Source organism: Leisingera sp. NJS204, from assembly GCF_004123675.1.
In the GTDB taxonomy this organism is placed as follows: Bacteria; Pseudomonadota; Alphaproteobacteria; order Rhodobacterales; family Rhodobacteraceae; genus Leisingera.
The window spans coordinates 1324814-1338983 of record NZ_CP035417.1 but is presented as its reverse complement, the minus strand read 5'-3'; the positions used below and the strand labels follow the sequence as shown (position 1 = coordinate 1338983).

11 protein-coding genes and 3 pseudogenes are annotated in these 14170 nt (G+C 61.3%); 8 read left to right on the top strand and 6 right to left on the bottom strand.

The features are described 5' to 3' along the window. Nucleotides 1–134 precede the first annotated feature (134 nt). From ETW24_RS06550 to ETW24_RS06535, 4 genes are all read right to left on the bottom strand, one after another. Nucleotides 135–1331, bottom strand: coding sequence for a hypothetical protein (locus tag ETW24_RS06550; protein ID WP_129370284.1), 1197 nt, complete (start codon nucleotides 1329–1331; stop codon nucleotides 135–137). A 75-nt stretch (nucleotides 1332–1406) separates the two neighbouring features. Then, the gene (locus tag ETW24_RS06545; RefSeq protein ID WP_129370283.1) at nucleotides 1407–2831 is read right to left on the bottom strand and encodes a TolC family outer membrane protein; all 1425 of its coding nucleotides are present in this window, start codon (nucleotides 2829–2831) and stop codon (nucleotides 1407–1409) included. Between the two features lie 136 nt (nucleotides 2832–2967). Then, the gene (locus tag ETW24_RS06540; RefSeq protein ID WP_129370282.1) at nucleotides 2968–3621 is read right to left on the bottom strand and encodes a protein-L-isoaspartate O-methyltransferase family protein; all 654 of its coding nucleotides are present in this window, start codon (nucleotides 3619–3621) and stop codon (nucleotides 2968–2970) included. A 249-nt stretch (nucleotides 3622–3870) separates the two neighbouring features. Further along, nucleotides 3871–4185: a TraR/DksA family transcriptional regulator gene (locus ETW24_RS06535; protein ID WP_129370281.1), complete on the bottom strand. Its 315-nt coding sequence runs from the start codon at nucleotides 4183–4185 to the stop codon at nucleotides 3871–3873. Nucleotides 4186–4419: 234 nt separating this feature from the next. On the opposite strand from ETW24_RS06535, the gene ETW24_RS06530 reads away from it, so the two are divergent. After that, on the top strand, nucleotides 4420–4557 hold the full coding sequence (locus tag ETW24_RS06530) for an entericidin A/B family lipoprotein (RefSeq protein WP_129370280.1): 138 nt from the start codon (nucleotides 4420–4422) through the stop codon (nucleotides 4555–4557). Between the two features lie 57 nt (nucleotides 4558–4614). On the opposite strand, the gene ETW24_RS06525 is transcribed toward ETW24_RS06530, so the two are convergent. Then, the gene (locus ETW24_RS06525; RefSeq protein WP_254695715.1) at nucleotides 4615–4887 is read right to left on the bottom strand and encodes a hypothetical protein; all 273 of its coding nucleotides are present in this window, start codon (nucleotides 4885–4887) and stop codon (nucleotides 4615–4617) included. Nucleotides 4888–5377: 490 nt separating this feature from the next. On the opposite strand from ETW24_RS06525, the pseudogene ETW24_RS06515 reads away from it, so the two are divergent. Further along, nucleotides 5378–6437 (top strand): annotated as a pseudogene (locus ETW24_RS06515) (IS5 family transposase). Nucleotides 6438–6912: 475 nt separating this feature from the next. Here the strand turns inward: ETW24_RS06515 and lepA are convergent. Further along, entirely contained in the window at nucleotides 6913–8712 is a 1800-nt protein-coding gene (gene lepA / locus ETW24_RS06510) for a translation elongation factor 4 (RefSeq protein WP_129370279.1), read from the bottom strand. 392 nt (nucleotides 8713–9104) lie between these two features. On the opposite strand from lepA, the pseudogene ETW24_RS06505 reads away from it, so the two are divergent. The 6 genes and pseudogenes from ETW24_RS06505 to ETW24_RS06480 all read left to right on the top strand — a co-directional run bounded on the left by ETW24_RS06505 (nucleotide 9105) and on the right by ETW24_RS06480 (nucleotide 14170). After that, a pseudogene (locus ETW24_RS06505) lies at nucleotides 9105–9893 on the top strand (IS5 family transposase). 150 nt (nucleotides 9894–10043) lie between these two features. Beyond that, nucleotides 10044–11234: pseudogene (locus ETW24_RS06500) on the top strand (IS3 family transposase). Between the two features lie 270 nt (nucleotides 11235–11504). Continuing rightward, on the top strand, nucleotides 11505–12095 hold the full coding sequence (locus ETW24_RS06495) for a hypothetical protein (protein WP_129370278.1): 591 nt from the start codon (nucleotides 11505–11507) through the stop codon (nucleotides 12093–12095). 269 nt (nucleotides 12096–12364) lie between these two features. Beyond that, nucleotides 12365–12547, top strand: a complete 183-nt coding sequence (locus tag ETW24_RS06490) for a hypothetical protein (RefSeq protein ID WP_129370277.1) — start codon at nucleotides 12365–12367, stop codon at nucleotides 12545–12547. Nucleotides 12548–12712: 165 nt separating this feature from the next. Continuing rightward, complete coding sequence (locus tag ETW24_RS06485; protein WP_129370276.1) at nucleotides 12713–13024, top strand: hypothetical protein; 312 nt, start codon at nucleotides 12713–12715, stop codon at nucleotides 13022–13024. 180 nt (nucleotides 13025–13204) lie between these two features. Continuing rightward, nucleotides 13205–14170: a LysR family transcriptional regulator gene (locus tag ETW24_RS06480; RefSeq protein WP_129370275.1), complete on the top strand. Its 966-nt coding sequence runs from the start codon at nucleotides 13205–13207 to the stop codon at nucleotides 14168–14170.

Genomic DNA, 14170 nt, shown 5'->3' with positions numbered 1-14170 from the left:
ATTCAGGTGCGGGGCGGCACCGGGGGCGGCCCGCCCCAGGGTTGCTCAGCAGCCCCAATGAAAAAGGCGCACCAGAGTGCGCCTTTCGGTACGTCATCCCTTCCACGGGCAGCCTTCGCGGGCAGCCGCCGGGTCTAGAGCAGATCATGCGCGGCAAGCGCGCGGTGGATTTCGCGGCGGACCAGTTTGCGCACATTGCGGGTGATGCGTTCGCCCAGCGGACCCTGCAGCTCCTCGCGCACGATACTGGCCACCAGATCGCGCAGGCTGTCCTCGTCCAGGTAGCCATCACCAGTCTCGGCCAGAGTTTCCAGCGCAGCCCCGGCCATAGCAGCTTCGGCCAGCGTTTCTGCTTTCGCGACCGCACTGCCGTCGTTGACGCCAGGTCCTGCCAAAACTTCCGCTCCCGCGTCCCGGGGCGTATCAGCAGCGGCAGATGCACCGGCCTCGTCTTGCGGTACGGCACGGCGGGCGGAGAGCGGTTCGTCACGCCATTCGATGGTGTCAGTGACAGTGCTGGCAAACGGAGCCTCCGTCTGACTGTCCGGCTCCCATTGCTGCGGTTCCTGCGCCTGCCCGCGCGTACTGCGGGCCTCAAGCTCGGCAATTTTGCGCACAACTGACGCCGCACGGGCCCCGGCAGTTTCAATGGCTTGGCTGTCTTGCGGGGCTTGACTGTCTTCCGGGGCCTGACTGTCCGCTGGAGTTTCGGCATCAAGATTGCCGGTGCCGTCCGCCGGCTGCTCCGCATCTGCGGCGGCGGCAAACAGCGTGGCATTGGGATCACCCCAGGGAGCGTCTGTCACGGCACCAGGCGTGCCTTGCGGTTGCTGGTGTTCCGATCCTGCATCCGGGTCTGAATTCAGGTGATCCACATCCAAGCGGTCTGTGCCCAAGCATCCTGTGTCCAATTGGCCCGGACCAGGCTGGACGGCCTGCAAACCAGTGTCATGCTCCGCCTCTGCTTGCTGATCATCCGAGGGCAGTCCGGTTTCAGCCGCGCTGCTGCGGTGCCGGAAGGCTATCGGGGCTTCCGCTTCCAGAAGGGACGCGCCGTCCCCGGCCCCCACCATCTCTGAAGGGCCGGTTGTGCCCTCAGCCAGGCTGCCGGTCGTAGCCCCGGGTGCCGCCGCTGCAGGGTCGTCCTTTGCAGGATCATCAGTTGCCGGGGGGCTGTCAGGACCGTCCTCCTGCACCCGCAGCGCAGGCGTCAGGACCAGCCGGGCTGCAGGTTCCGGGACCGCAGGCCCGCTGCGGCTGTCATCACTCACCAAGCGGCGGATTGAGGACAATACATCTTCGATCTCAGCATGGGTAACTGGGTCGGACATTTTATAAACCACTCTTGCCTCTTGAAACAGAGTGTAGCGGCCTTCCCGTCACCGCACAACCGATAGGATGAATTGTCAGTTACGTCCCAAGGCCTTGAGCACCCGGTCCAGATCCTTGCCGCGCTTGCTGTATTGCGCAGGCGCGCCCTTGACCAGATTGTAATAAAGCGTCGGGTCGTAAATCTCGACCGCCAGCCCCAGATGCTCGGCGGTGAGCAGCCCCTGCGCCTGCAACAGCTGATAAGCCGCAATTGCCTGGTCGGCGCGTGCATTCACTTCGCCTGTCTGAGCATCGAGATATTCTTGCTCAGCCTGCAGCACGTCCAGCGTCGTCCGTGCCCCCAGGGTGGCCTCTTCGCGGATGCCGTCAAAAGCAACCTTGGACGCGCGCACCCGTTCATTGGAGGACACCAGTGTCGCCCGCGCGGTTTCCACATTGAAAAACGCCGAGCTGACATTCTGGCGCACCGCGCGCTGGGTATTGATCAGGGCACCGCGCTCCGTGTCGGCACTGGCAATGGCCCGCCGCCGGGTCGCCGCGTTGCGGCCGCCGGCATAGAGATCTTGTGTCAGCGTCACCGAAGCCGAAGCATCCGAGTCGGTGCCGGTGCTGTCGTTCAAGTCTTCGCTAAAGCCCGCAGTGGCCCGGAAGCTGACGCTTGGCCCCAGGGCTTTGGTCGCCGCCCGGATCAGAATATCGGCGGATTTGACCGAATGCTGCTGCGCCAGCAGGTCCGGCTGGTTGCGCGCCGCAATGGATTGCGCCCGGTCGATGGACACAGCCCGCGACGGCAGCCGGGGCTGGCCGGCAATCGCGCCCGGCGCGTGGCCGACAATTTGCAGATAGGTGGCGCGGGCCGTCAGCAGGTTCCCTTCGGCGCCCGTCAGGTTGGCGCGGGCCGCTGCCACCTGGCTTTCAGCCAAGGCGACGTCAGTACGGGTCACTTCGCCCACTTCGAACCGGTCTTGCGCCGCTTTCAGTTCTTCCAGCAGCAGACGCAGGTTGTTGCGGCGCAGGGCGACATTTTCCTGCCCCTGCAGGACCCCCACATAGGCCTGAACGGCAGATATCAGCACCGATTGCTCAACACTCAGCAGTTGCTGGCGCGTCGCGAGTACCAGTTCCTGGGCTGCCTGTTTGCGCAATCGTGTTTCGCCGCCGTCATACAGCAGCTGGGTCAGCTGGATCTGGGTGCCGAGATCGTTGTTTGTGAACTCGTTGAAGTTGCCGAACTGGTTGACGCTGCGGGAATAGGTATGGCTGGCGGTGAGCGTCCATTGGATCAGCGGGCGCAGCCGGGACACGGCAATCGCCACATCCTCATCCGCGGCCCGCAGCAGCGCCCGGTTCTGTTCCAGCAGGCCGCTGGTCTTATAGGCGCCGATCATCGCGTCGGACAAGTTGTCCGACGCGGCCTTCAGTGGCAGCAGCGCCGTGGCTGTCACGCCGCCAGCAAATACAAAAGCCTTAAACACACTCGCCGGAAATTTCATTCGCATCGGTTGCCTTATCTTTTGCCGCGCCGCCAGCCGCGGTGGTTTTTATCCGCACTCCGGGCGCTCCTTTGCGCGGCGCCCGGCCTCTTGTTCAGTCTAACGGCAGCGGCCATTGGGACGCAATGCCGCGCCCTGCGGGTCAGAGCGCGAATTCACGCGCGGCTGCAAACCCCGGAAGCACCGGGGCGCTGGCATTGAAGGCAAACCGCCAGGAAATCCGGGCGCCGCTCTTATAGCCGATTTTCACCTCGCCAAGCGCGCCGGTCATCATCAGCACCGCGATCCGGCCGCCGTCCTTAAGCTGGTCCAGCAGACCCGCAGGCAGCTCCTCGGCACCGCCCTCAACCAGGATCACGTCATAGGGGCCGTGTTCCGCCGCGCCCCCGGCCAGCGGGCCGGTATGCACGATTGCATTATCTGCGCCGGTTTCCGACAAAAGCTCCTGCGCGTCAGCGGCCATGTCCGCGTCTTCTTCGACGCCGATCACCATCTGCGCCACACGGGCTGCCACAGCGGTGGAATAGCCCAGCCCGCAGGCCACATCGAGCACCAGCTCGTCGTTCTGCAGATCCACCGCATCCAGCATCTTGGCCAGGGTGCGCGGCTCCATCAGCACCCGGGAGCCGCCCAGTTTCACGTTCTGATCCGCATAAGCCGCCTCGCGCTGCGAGTCCGGGACAAACTGTTCCCGCGGGACTTCCAGCATCGCCTCGATGATCGGGTATTTGGTGACATCCGACGGACGGATCTGGGTGTCCACCATCATGCGGCGGCGCTCAGTGAAATCTGGCATCTGCTAAACTCATTTGTTCAGTCGGTCAGGCAGGTTGTGACATATCCCGGCCGGCACGGCAACGGGGGCTTTTGCGCGAAGCCCTGAAGTAGTGCAGAGCTGCAGCAGGACAACGGCTGCGGTTCAGAACCGGCTTCAGCCAGCGGGGCGGCTGCCCCCTGGCTGATGCAGATCCCGGATCTGTCTGTGGATTTCCGGATCTGTCTGTGGATTTATAGGGCGCCGCCGGGGCCAGCCTGGCGCAAACTGTCAGAGCGCGCAGCTTTTGCAAAACGGCGAGGCCGGGCGCTGGTCCAGCCAGTCATCGCTGATGTTGTCGCCGCAAATCCGGCAATAGCCGTAAGACCCCTCGCGCAGGCGGGCCAACGCGGCATCAATGCGGCGCAGCTCGTCCAGGCCAGACTTGGCGGGGACCGCAATGGATACGGCGCCGGCATGGGCAGTACAGGCCTGCCGGACAGAGCCCATCTGCGCTGCGTCCGGCGCAAGACCGGCATTTGCCAGGGTGCCTGCCAGCTGCATCCGGCGCACCTCAAGCGTTTGTTTTCTGGTGGAAAAGTCCATAGTACATACCCTCCAGCTCAAATTTCGCATAACTTGCCGCGGGGTCAAAGCTACAGCCTTGATCCAGGTCAAGTTACTCGCGATTTTCGGGGATTGCACTACCTTATAAGTTGCAATTTTTGGTAAACCGCATTGCAGGCACCGCCCTGCTCCCGGCAATACCGCTGGCCTGCGCCGGGGCGGCTTGCTAGATATCCCCGCACAGAACCGGGCAGAGATAAGGAGCCTTAGACGATGAACAGGATTTTTGCGTGTGTGCTGATGCTGCTGGGGCTGGCCGCCTGCGAGACTACCAAGGGCGCGGGGCGCGACATCTCCAAAGCCGGCCAGGCGATCAGCGGCGCCGCGCAGGATGTGCAGGACGCGCTGTAAGCCCGTCGGGTTTGTGACAGGACCGCCCGGCCCCGCGCCGGGCATTTTGCTGTGCGGTCATTCGATCCCCAGCATCTCCTTGGCCTTGGCCAGGGTTGCCACCGACCCGTCATGGTCGCCGCCTTCATGCAGCACCTGGCCCTCGTCGCGCCAGTCATGAACCTGGTCCAGCTCGGCCTCGGAAAGGTCGGTTCCGGCAGCCAGCGCCGCGTCGATGGCTGCCATGTCGATGGGGCAATGGTTGGCAAAGGCCGGCGCCGCCAGCAGGCACAGCGCCGCGGCCAGAGTGGTGAGTTTCACTGTTTTGGGTGTCATAGTTTGAACGAACATGGGCCATCCTCCGAACGTTTGGCTGGGTGGAGGATAGCACGGGCGGGGCGGGTTTTCAGCCGCGGGGGTGGCCGGGGTGCGGAACCGGCGGAGGTTGGCGCACGGGTGTGGCGGGTTTTAGCCGGGGCGGTCAAGCCGGTGCGGTCTGTAGCGGCCGACCGAATACTCGAATTTGGCAAGGTTCGATCTAGACGCTCAGGGCAGCGCCCTCCCCGTTTACCGGAGGCAAACCTGCGGATTGACGGGAGGGTCGGGCGCGGCCCGGCGGATGACAATGCCCCGTATTTTGGAAAAAGACGTTTGTTAAACAATTACTTATCTTGATACATAGAAAGCGCAAATTTCAGTGCATCACCATCCAGGTTCATCTTGAATGGCCCCTGAATGTACTTCACTCCAAAGTTTGCGATCTTTTTGCCCTTTGGGTGGCCTTGTTGCGCAAATCGGGGGAGGGATTCACTGCGTGAAGCCAGCATGATAGCGTGAGGTCATGAGCAGTTGGACCCCGACGAAGTACAAGACCACAAACTGGTCGGCTTACAATGAAGCGCTACGGCAACGCGGATCGCTGACGATCTGGTTTGATCCCGACATGGTGTGGAAGCCCCCGCCGACTGGAAAGCGGGGGAGGCAGCCGAGTTTCAGTGAGTTGGGAGGATCAGAAAACAGTCCGGGGGACTGTTTTCCCGACAAACGCCATCCAGTCCTGCCTGACCATGAAGGTACTTTTCGGCATGCCCCTTCGCCAGACGACCGGGTTCGTGCAGAGCCTTCTTCGGCTGGTCGGGTTGGACTGGAACGTACCAGACTTCAGCACCCTGTGCCGCCGACAGCGGAAGCTGAACGTGAGTATCCCGTACGGTGGTGGCGCGGGCCCGCTGAACCTTCTGATCCCCTCTCGTGACATCACTGCGTGATGCACTGCAGGGCAGCGGACAGCACCGGTATCAAGGCCGAAGGCGAAGGTGAGTGGAACGCCCGCAAGCACGGAGGCCCCAAGCGGCGCCTCTGGCGCAAGATACATATCGGAATTGATGAGGAAACGCTGGAAGTCCGGGCCATTGAGGTCACCGGCAGCAACATCGGCCCCTCCCGGCAGGTTTCTTTCAGAAACCGCCTACCGGGCAATGGATGCGCCCATTTTGCCCGATCTCCTGGACCAGATCCCGGCTGACGAGCGGATCGGTTCGGTGACTGCCGACGGTGCCTACGACACCCGCAAATGCCACGAAGCGATTGCCGCCCGCGGTGCCGCTGCTGTCATCCCGCCCCGCAAGAACGCCAAACCCTGGAAGCCGACGAGCCCCGGTGCCGTCGCACGCAACGAAGCCCTGCACGCTTCGAAGCACCTGGGTCGTGCCATTTGGCGACGATGGAGCGGATACCACCGCCGGAGCCGGGTCGAGGCAAAGATGAACTGCATCAAGCTGCTCGGCCAATCCCTCATGGCTCGAGACTTCGAGCGCCAGGTTGCCGAGCTCCAGGTGCGTATCGCCGTGTTGAACGGCTACACGGCACTTGGCATACCTGTTACGCGGCCCGTGGAATAGATCTATCCAGGGAAAGGGAAACTGCGCTCATCCTCCGATTTGTGCAACAAGGCCCGTCCTGATCCCCGCTCTCGTCTACGTAGAGCACGAATTTCGTCGATGGGTGCATTTTCGATAAGAAACAATTTGTTGCGCGCCAAACCGTACAAAGATTCTTACTGGAGTCCAGAGAAAACTCTACTATTTGGTGTGCTTAATGGCTGCGCCAACCACTTTTATCGCCGACTTTTTTAGCATGGAGGGCAGAACCCGGTCCGAGGGTGGGTGCGTAGCGCCCGCCCGCGGGGGCGGATCGGGCGCTGCCCGGCCTCTCGGCCGGGCGGGGCATTGGCAATTGCATCAACGAATAACGGGGCCGAAGCCCCGTGTTGCAAGCGTTTGAATGGGGCGTGTTTCCAGCGCAGAACAGCACCGGGCGGGCACGCGATTGGCTGCGCCAACCGCTTTCGCCCGCGCGCCTTGAAAATGGCCAGCTTCAGCTGTCCATTTTCAAGGCGGAAATAAACGCTTCCTGCGGGATGTCCACCTTACCGAACTGGCGCATCTTCTTCTTGCCAGCTTTCTGCTTGTCCAGCAGCTTGCGTTTCCGCGTCGCGTCGCCGCCGTAGCATTTGGCGGTCACGTCCTTGCGTAAGGCGCTAAGGGTCTCGCGGGCGATCACCTTGCCGCCGATGGCTGCCTGGATCGGGATCTTGAACATGTGGCGCGGGATCAGCTCTTTGAGCTTTTCGCACATCGCACGGCCGCGCATCTCGGCCCGGTCGCGGTGCACCATCATCGACAGCGCGTCCACCGGCTCGTCGTTGACCAGCACCGACATCTTGACCAGCGCATCCTCGCGGTAACCGGTCATCTGGTAGTCGAATGAGGCATAGCCCTTGGTCACCGATTTCAGGCGGTCGTAGAAGTCGAACACCACCTCGTTCAGCGGCAGGTCATAGACCACCATGGCGCGGGTGCCGGCATAGGTCAGGTCTTCCTGAATGCCGCGGCGCTCCTGGCACAGCTTCAGGACATCGCCCAGATAGTCGTCGGGCACCAGGATCGTCGCCTTGATGCGCGGCTCCTGGATGTGGTCGACCTTGGACATGTCGGGCATGTCGGCGGGGTTGTGCAGGTCGATCTGCTCGCCGTCTTTCATGTAGACGTGGTAGATCACGCTGGGCGCGGTGGTGATCAGCTCGATGTTGTATTCGCGCTCAATCCGGTCGCGGATGACTTCGAGGTGCAGAAGGCCCAGGAAGCCGCAGCGGAAACCGAATCCAAGTGCTGCGGAGGTTTCCATCTCGAAGCTGAAGGAGGCGTCGTTCAGGGCCAGCTTGTCGATGGCGTCGCGCAGATCTTCGAACTCGGCTGAATCGACCGGGAACAAGCCGCAGAACACCACCGGCTGGGCGGGTTTGAAGCCCGGCAGCGCGTCTTCGGTACCGTTGCGGTCATTGGTGATGGTGTCGCCGACGCGGGTGTCGCGCACCTGCTTGATCGAGGCGGTGAGGAAGCCGATCTCGCCGGGGCCCAATGAGTCGATCATCTGCATCTCGGGGCGGAACACGCCGATGCGGTCCACATGGTGCAGGGTGTCGTTGGACATGAACTTGACTCGCATGCCCTTTTTCAGGGTGCCGTCCATCACCCGCACCAGCACGATCACGCCAAGATAGGCGTCATACCACGAGTCCACCAGCATCGCCTTCAGCGGCGCGTCGCGGGTTCCTTTGGGCGCGGGCAGATGCTGCACGATGCTTTCCAGCGTTTCGCGGATGCCCTGGCCGGTCTTGGCCGAGACCCGGATGGCGCCCGAGGCGTCGATGCCGATCACATCCTCAATCTGTTCCGCCACCCGGTCGCAGTCGGAGGCCGGCAGGTCGATCTTGTTCAGCACCGGCACGATTTCGTGGTCGGCCTCCATCGCGTGATAGACATTGGCCAGCGTCTGCGCCTCGACCCCTTGCGAGCTGTCGACCACCAAGAGCGAGCCTTCGACCGCGCGCATCGAGCGGGAGACCTCATAGGCAAAGTCGACGTGGCCGGGGGTGTCGATCAGGTTCAGCACATATGTCTCGCCGTCATCGGCGGTATAGTCGATGCGGACGGTGTTGGCCTTGATGGTGATCCCGCGCTCGCGCTCGATATCCATCGAGTCGAGCAGCTGTTCCTTCATATCGCGGTCCTTCACCGTGCCGGTCTCCTGGATGAGCCGGTCAGCGAGGGTGGATTTGCCATGGTCGATGTGGGCGACGATGGAGAAATTGCGGATTTTGGCGAGCTCTGTCATGCAAGGGGATATGATTTGGATTCGGGGTTTGGTCAAGCGGGCGTATATGGTCGCAACACAGATATTTGTTCCGAAGGCAATTAGAGCTTGGTAGAATCGCGAGGGATTTCCGATCTGGACCAGCTCGAAAGCTGGCTGAGTACTCAAGACGTGCGCATGACTAGGGTGGTTGCAACTCGGGCAGCTCTACGCAGAGCTCCCACAGCTGCTGAGCGGGTTTAATATAAATGAGAAGTCGAGTTTAGATCCGCTCAGATGTTTCAGATTACTCCAGATTTGCACTCTCCTCGGCCTATTTCGTAGTATCGATAAAGACAGCTTCACCAAAATAAGGCGTGTTGACAAAAGGGATTCACAGGCAGCGCTGAACGTGATTCAAGCTGGTATCTGCGATGGAGACCAGCTTGGCACGAGATCTTATTTCGGACGAAGAGTGGGCGTTCTTTGAGCGCTTCATCCTTTCTGCCCGCGCCCCGAACGGACGCAAACCCGCCAACCACCGGCTTGTTCTTGATGGGATATTCTGGATTGCCCGGACCGGCGCGCCATGGCGCGATCTGCCGGAAGAGTTTTGGCAAGTGGTCGAGCGTCTACCGCCAGTTCCGGCGCTGGACGCTGGCGGGGCTCTGGGATGAGATCATGGACGCCCTGAACCAAAGCGGGGCCGTGCCAGACGCCCTGCAAATGATCGACAGCGCCGTGATCCGGGCCCATCATCAGGCAGCGGGTGCTAAAGGGGGACTCCGCGACAGGGTTTCGGGCGCTCAAGAGGTGGCTTCTCGACCAAGATCCACCTCCTCGTCAACGCGCATGGTCTGCCCATGAGGACAGAGATCACGCCAGGCCAGACATCCGACTATCTCGGTTTCGATCTGGTCATGGCCGACAACCTGCCCAGTCCCAGCGTGTTGCTGGCGGATCGCGGCTATGATGGCGACAGCATCAGGGCGAACCTGAATGCGCGCAACGTCCTGCCGGTCATCCCAATGCGAAAATCCCGAAAGAAGCGTATCGGTGTCGACCGCTCGCTTTACCGCCTGCGCAACCTGGTCGAGTGCTGTTTCAACAAACTAAAGAACGCTCGCCGCGTGGCAACTCGCTACGACAAAGCCATGGAAAGCTTCCTGGGCTTCATCGACCTTACATCTATTCGGCTTTGGCTCAGACATTTGTCAACATGACCAAGCTTTCGATTTGGGCTTTTCAGGGTCACTACATGGTGCAGTTGATGCTCCGGCGTTTGCATCAATTTGAGCTACCCCCTGAATTTCGGACACTGACGTAAGCTATGATTTGTTGTCTGCTGGTCTTCGACGAAGAGGAGATCAGAGATGTCGAAACGGAAGAACCACTCGCCCGAGTTCAAGGCGAAAGCCGCGCTTGAGGCTTTGAAGGGTGAGCGAACTGCGGCTGAGCTTGCCAGCCAATTCGGCGTCCATCCCACGATGATCCACAGCTGGAAACGCGCTCTGCTGGAAGGCGCGTCCGGCGTGTTTGAACGCGGCGGAAAGAAGTCCCCAGAGATCGACGAGGAGCAGGTCAAAGAACTGCACGCGAAGATCGGGGAGCTGGCTGTCGCCAACGATTTTTTGTCACGAAAGCTCAAGCCGTGGACCGGCAAGTGAGGCGCAAGATGGTTGAGCCTGCCAATGCCAACCTGTCGATTGGCAAGCAGTGCAAGCTGCTGTCGATCTCGCGGTCGTCGTTTTACTACACGCCCAAGGGCGAGACGGCGATGAACCTGATGTTGATGCGCCGGATCGATGAACAGTTCCTGGAAACGCCGTTCTTTGGTGTCCGCCAGATGACTTGGCACCTCCGAAACGACGGGCACCTTGTGAACGAGAAGCGCATCCGACGCTTGATGCGGCTGATGGGCTTGATGCCGATCTATCAGAAACCAAACACCAGCAAAGCAGCGAAAGGGCACAAGACCTATCCCTATCTGTTGCGTGGTCTACGCCTGGAGCGTCCCAATCAGGTGTGGTGTGCCGACATCACGTATCTGCCAATGCGCAGGGGCTTTCTGTATCTGGCGGCGATCATGGATTGGCACACCCGAAAGGTGCTGGCCTGGCGCCTTTCGAACACGCTGGAAGCAGACTTCTGCGTCGAGGCACTGAACGAGGCCATCGCCAGGTTTGGCCCGCCGGAAATCATGAATACGGATCAGGGCAGCCAGTTCACATCTTTTGCCTGGACGAGCAGATTGCGCCGATCCGGCGTGCGGATCTCCCCTCTCGCGCATGCACACATGCGCTGCCGGGCAGCGGATGGATGGCAAGGGGCGCTTCCTCGATAACATCTTCGTCGAGCGGCTCTGGCGGTCGTTGAAATACGAATGCGTCTACCTGCACGCATGGGAGACCGGATCAGAGGCGAAGGCGGGCGTTGGGAAATGGATCGATTTCTACAACCGAAAACGCCCACACTCCGCCCTTGGCGGCAAACCCCCAGCCGTGGTCTATTGGCTGAGAAAAGAAGAAACCCAAACCGATCAGCAGGAGCAGAGAGTAGCTTAACCTACGTCAAAACCTGTCCAAACATTGGGGAGTAGCTCAATTCAAGCAGCTGCCAATGCAGCGTTTGACGGGTATCTAGGTTACGCCGGGGACGCAGTTTCTTTTTCCGCATCTGACAACGTAGCTAGCGATTTTACTTTTGCGGCCGCACTTTACGATGCTAACAACGACGTCGCCTTCGATCCTGAAACCCTGCTGGCAGCACCACTTTGGCCAGGCACCAATGCCCATGAAGGTATTTTTGAGATTTGGCGGACGGTCATAAAAACGGTGTTACACAAGGCGATCTGGCGATACTGGTACCAAGGGTTCCTTGTTGGCAATCCGCTCGACTGGGAACTCCAACGCCGCGTTGCCCTGATCGACGACGCAATATGGAACGCTGGCCCCGAAGCCGTCGCCGCGGAAATCGAGCGCATCCGCCGCCTGTTCGAGCTGGAACAAGAGGTCGCCCGCCTCAAGGAACACCTTGCAGCAGTTGAACACATTCCCGTTGCGGCGCTGATCGGTGACAATGGCGGGCCGCCGCTGGAGGATGCTCCGGCACGTGCCTTCCAAACGGACCTCATGCTGATTTGGACGGAAGCAGAGAAGCTGGAAGAGGAAATTGCAAAACCGTCCCCCTCCCCTTCGCAGCTGGAAAAAATCGCCAAGGCTCTCTGGGACATTTCACGGCGCATGGCAGCATACTGCGGGTCGATTGCCGACGGCATGATCCGCGAAGGCTCCAAGGAACTGGCAAAGGCCGGGGCCAAATGGACCGCTGGAGCAACAGCAGTGACTGTCACTGCTCAAACTGAAAGCGTGCAATCAGTTGCCAAGGCCATTTGGGCCTTTGTCAAAACGCTGCCACCCGGCTGAATTACCCCTCCCGCCCAGCCGCAAGGCCGGGCCGTGTCTGACCTTCGCTGTCAAACCGCCGGTTTGCCTTCGGCAAAACGGCGGGCGCTTCGCTTCCGCCTGCGGACCGGCACTGTCCTCACCATGATCTGCAAACACCTCCCCTCCCCGCCCAAACGCCTCAATTTCTCCGCCCTCCCTGCGCGCGGCGGCGAAATGCGCTATACTCGCCTCATTCCGCGAAACGCGCGCCCCTCTGGCGGGAAACACAGCAAAGGAGGACGACCCGCATGGATGCAATCAAAGCGACCGAATATGCCCGCGCGCTGTATAGTGCGCATGGCGACAAGGCCGAGCTGGAGGCCGCGCAGAAGATGCGCAGCTGCGAAGCAGCCGGCAAAGACGATGAGGCGGCGGACTGGAAAGCCGTGCGCCAGGCGATCCGCGCAATGCGCGGGCCAAACCAAACCTGAGACCGGCAGCCGCTGGAGTGCCGGCAACCGGCGCTCCAGCCCTGCTGAACACTGGCCTTCTCAACACCCCGTTCACCATGATTGAAACGCACCTTGGCTTTTGGCATACTGCGGGCAATTCCGCGGGCATCAGATCCGCTTGCCAAAAAACGGGGCACGAGCCAGATGAGATTTTTCTTGACCGCCGCGCTTTGCGCCGGATCTCTTGCAGCATTGGCACCTTCGGGGGCCGAGGCCGGCGCGATTGAACGCGCCTGCCGCCAGTCGGACCGCACCGCGGCCTCGCCCGGGTTGTGCAGCTGCATCCAGAAGGTGGCCAACCGCAGCCTGACACGGGCCGAGCGCAAGACCGTGTCGAAATGGTTTTCCGATCCGCACCAGGCCCAAGTGGTGCGCCAGTCCTCCAGCCGCACGGACGAGCGGCTGTGGCTGCGCTACAAGGCCTTTGGAGATCATGCAGCGCGCAACTGCGGCTGAGCCTGCCTTCGTCATTTCCCCAAGCTGCACGGTAAAGCAAAGGCACCCCACGGGTGCCTTTGACCGTTTTGATACATCTGCGCTGCGGCATTTTCGCAAGGGGGAAAGGCTGTGCCTTTGCCCCCCTTGACCGGGCTGCAGCAAAGCGGAACAAACGGCGTAAGGTATTGGAGCGATTGCATGTTGATCAAAGGTGTTACCCTGCGCGGGCTGGAAGTGTTCGAGGCTTTGGCCAAGACCGGATCAGTGGCGCAAGCGGCAGAGATGACCGGCCTCAGCCAGCCCGCCGTCAGCCAGCAGATGCGCAACCTGGAAAAGGCACTGGACAGCGAGTTGATCGACCATGGCCGCCGCCCGATGGTGCTGACCGCCGCCGGGCGCAGTTTCCTGGCCCGGACCGAGGCGGTCCTGTCGGAGCTGCGGCTGGCCCAAAGCGAGCTGACGGTGATGGATCTCAGCCACTTGCAGGCGCTGTCGATCGGTCTGATTGATGATTTCGACAACGACCTGACCCCGCGGCTGGCCACTATTCTAGCGGACAGCCTGACACAGTGCCGCTTCAAGATGATCACCGCCTCCAGCCATGACATCGTGCAGGCAATGGAGGCCCGCGAGCTGCATATTGCCGTTGCCGCCACCGCCGGCGGGCTGCATGAGGGGCTGGTGGAATACCCGCTGGTGCGCGATCCCTTCATTCTGGTGGCGCCGCGCGGCGCCTTGTCCGATGCGGCACAGGCGGCGGAGCAGCTGCAGGATTTGCCGTTTCTGCGCTACGCGCGCGAGCAGCTGATCTCGCAGCAGATCGAGGGGCTGCTGGTGCGCCAGAAGCTGGAGTTCGAGGACCGGTTCGAGGTCGGCTCGCATCTGGCGCTGATGGCGATGGTGGCACGGCGGATCGGCTGGGCGGTGACAACGCCGCTGGGATATATGCGGGCAGCACGGTTCCACGACCAGATCGATGCTTTTCCGCTGCCCTTTGGCGAGATGTCGCGGACAATTTCACTGTTTACAGCGGCTGATTGGGCCGACCGGGTGCCGCGCGACGTTGCGGAAACCCTGCGCCGGCTGGTGCAGACCCAGATGATTGATCCGGCGGTGCAACAGCTGCCTTTCCTGGCAGGCGGTTTCCGGGTGATCGCCGAATAA

Bases quoted from the DNA above. Each gene is read 5' to 3' on its own strand.
- ETW24_RS06545 (WP_129370283.1), bottom strand. From the start codon at position 2,831: ATGCGAATGAAATTTCCGGCGAGTGTGTTTAAGGCTTTTGTATTTGCT.
- ETW24_RS06530 (WP_129370280.1), top strand. From the start codon at position 4,420: ATGAACAGGATTTTTGCGTGTGTGCTGATGCTGCTGGGGCTGGCCGCC.
- ETW24_RS06485 (WP_129370276.1), top strand. From the start codon at position 12,713: ATGAGATTTTTCTTGACCGCCGCGCTTTGCGCCGGATCTCTTGCAGCA.
- ETW24_RS06550 (WP_129370284.1), bottom strand. From the start codon at position 1,331: ATGTCCGACCCAGTTACCCATGCTGAGATCGAAGATGTATTGTCCTCA.
- ETW24_RS06480 (WP_129370275.1), top strand. From the start codon at position 13,205: ATGTTGATCAAAGGTGTTACCCTGCGCGGGCTGGAAGTGTTCGAGGCT.
- ETW24_RS06535 (WP_129370281.1), bottom strand. From the start codon at position 4,185: ATGGACTTTTCCACCAGAAAACAAACGCTTGAGGTGCGCCGGATGCAG.
- ETW24_RS06525 (WP_254695715.1), bottom strand. From the start codon at position 4,887: ATGTTCGTTCAAACTATGACACCCAAAACAGTGAAACTCACCACTCTG.
- ETW24_RS06540 (WP_129370282.1), bottom strand. From the start codon at position 3,621: ATGCCAGATTTCACTGAGCGCCGCCGCATGATGGTGGACACCCAGATC.
- ETW24_RS06490 (WP_129370277.1), top strand. From the start codon at position 12,365: ATGGATGCAATCAAAGCGACCGAATATGCCCGCGCGCTGTATAGTGCG.
- lepA (WP_129370279.1), bottom strand. From the start codon at position 8,712: ATGACAGAGCTCGCCAAAATCCGCAATTTCTCCATCGTCGCCCACATC.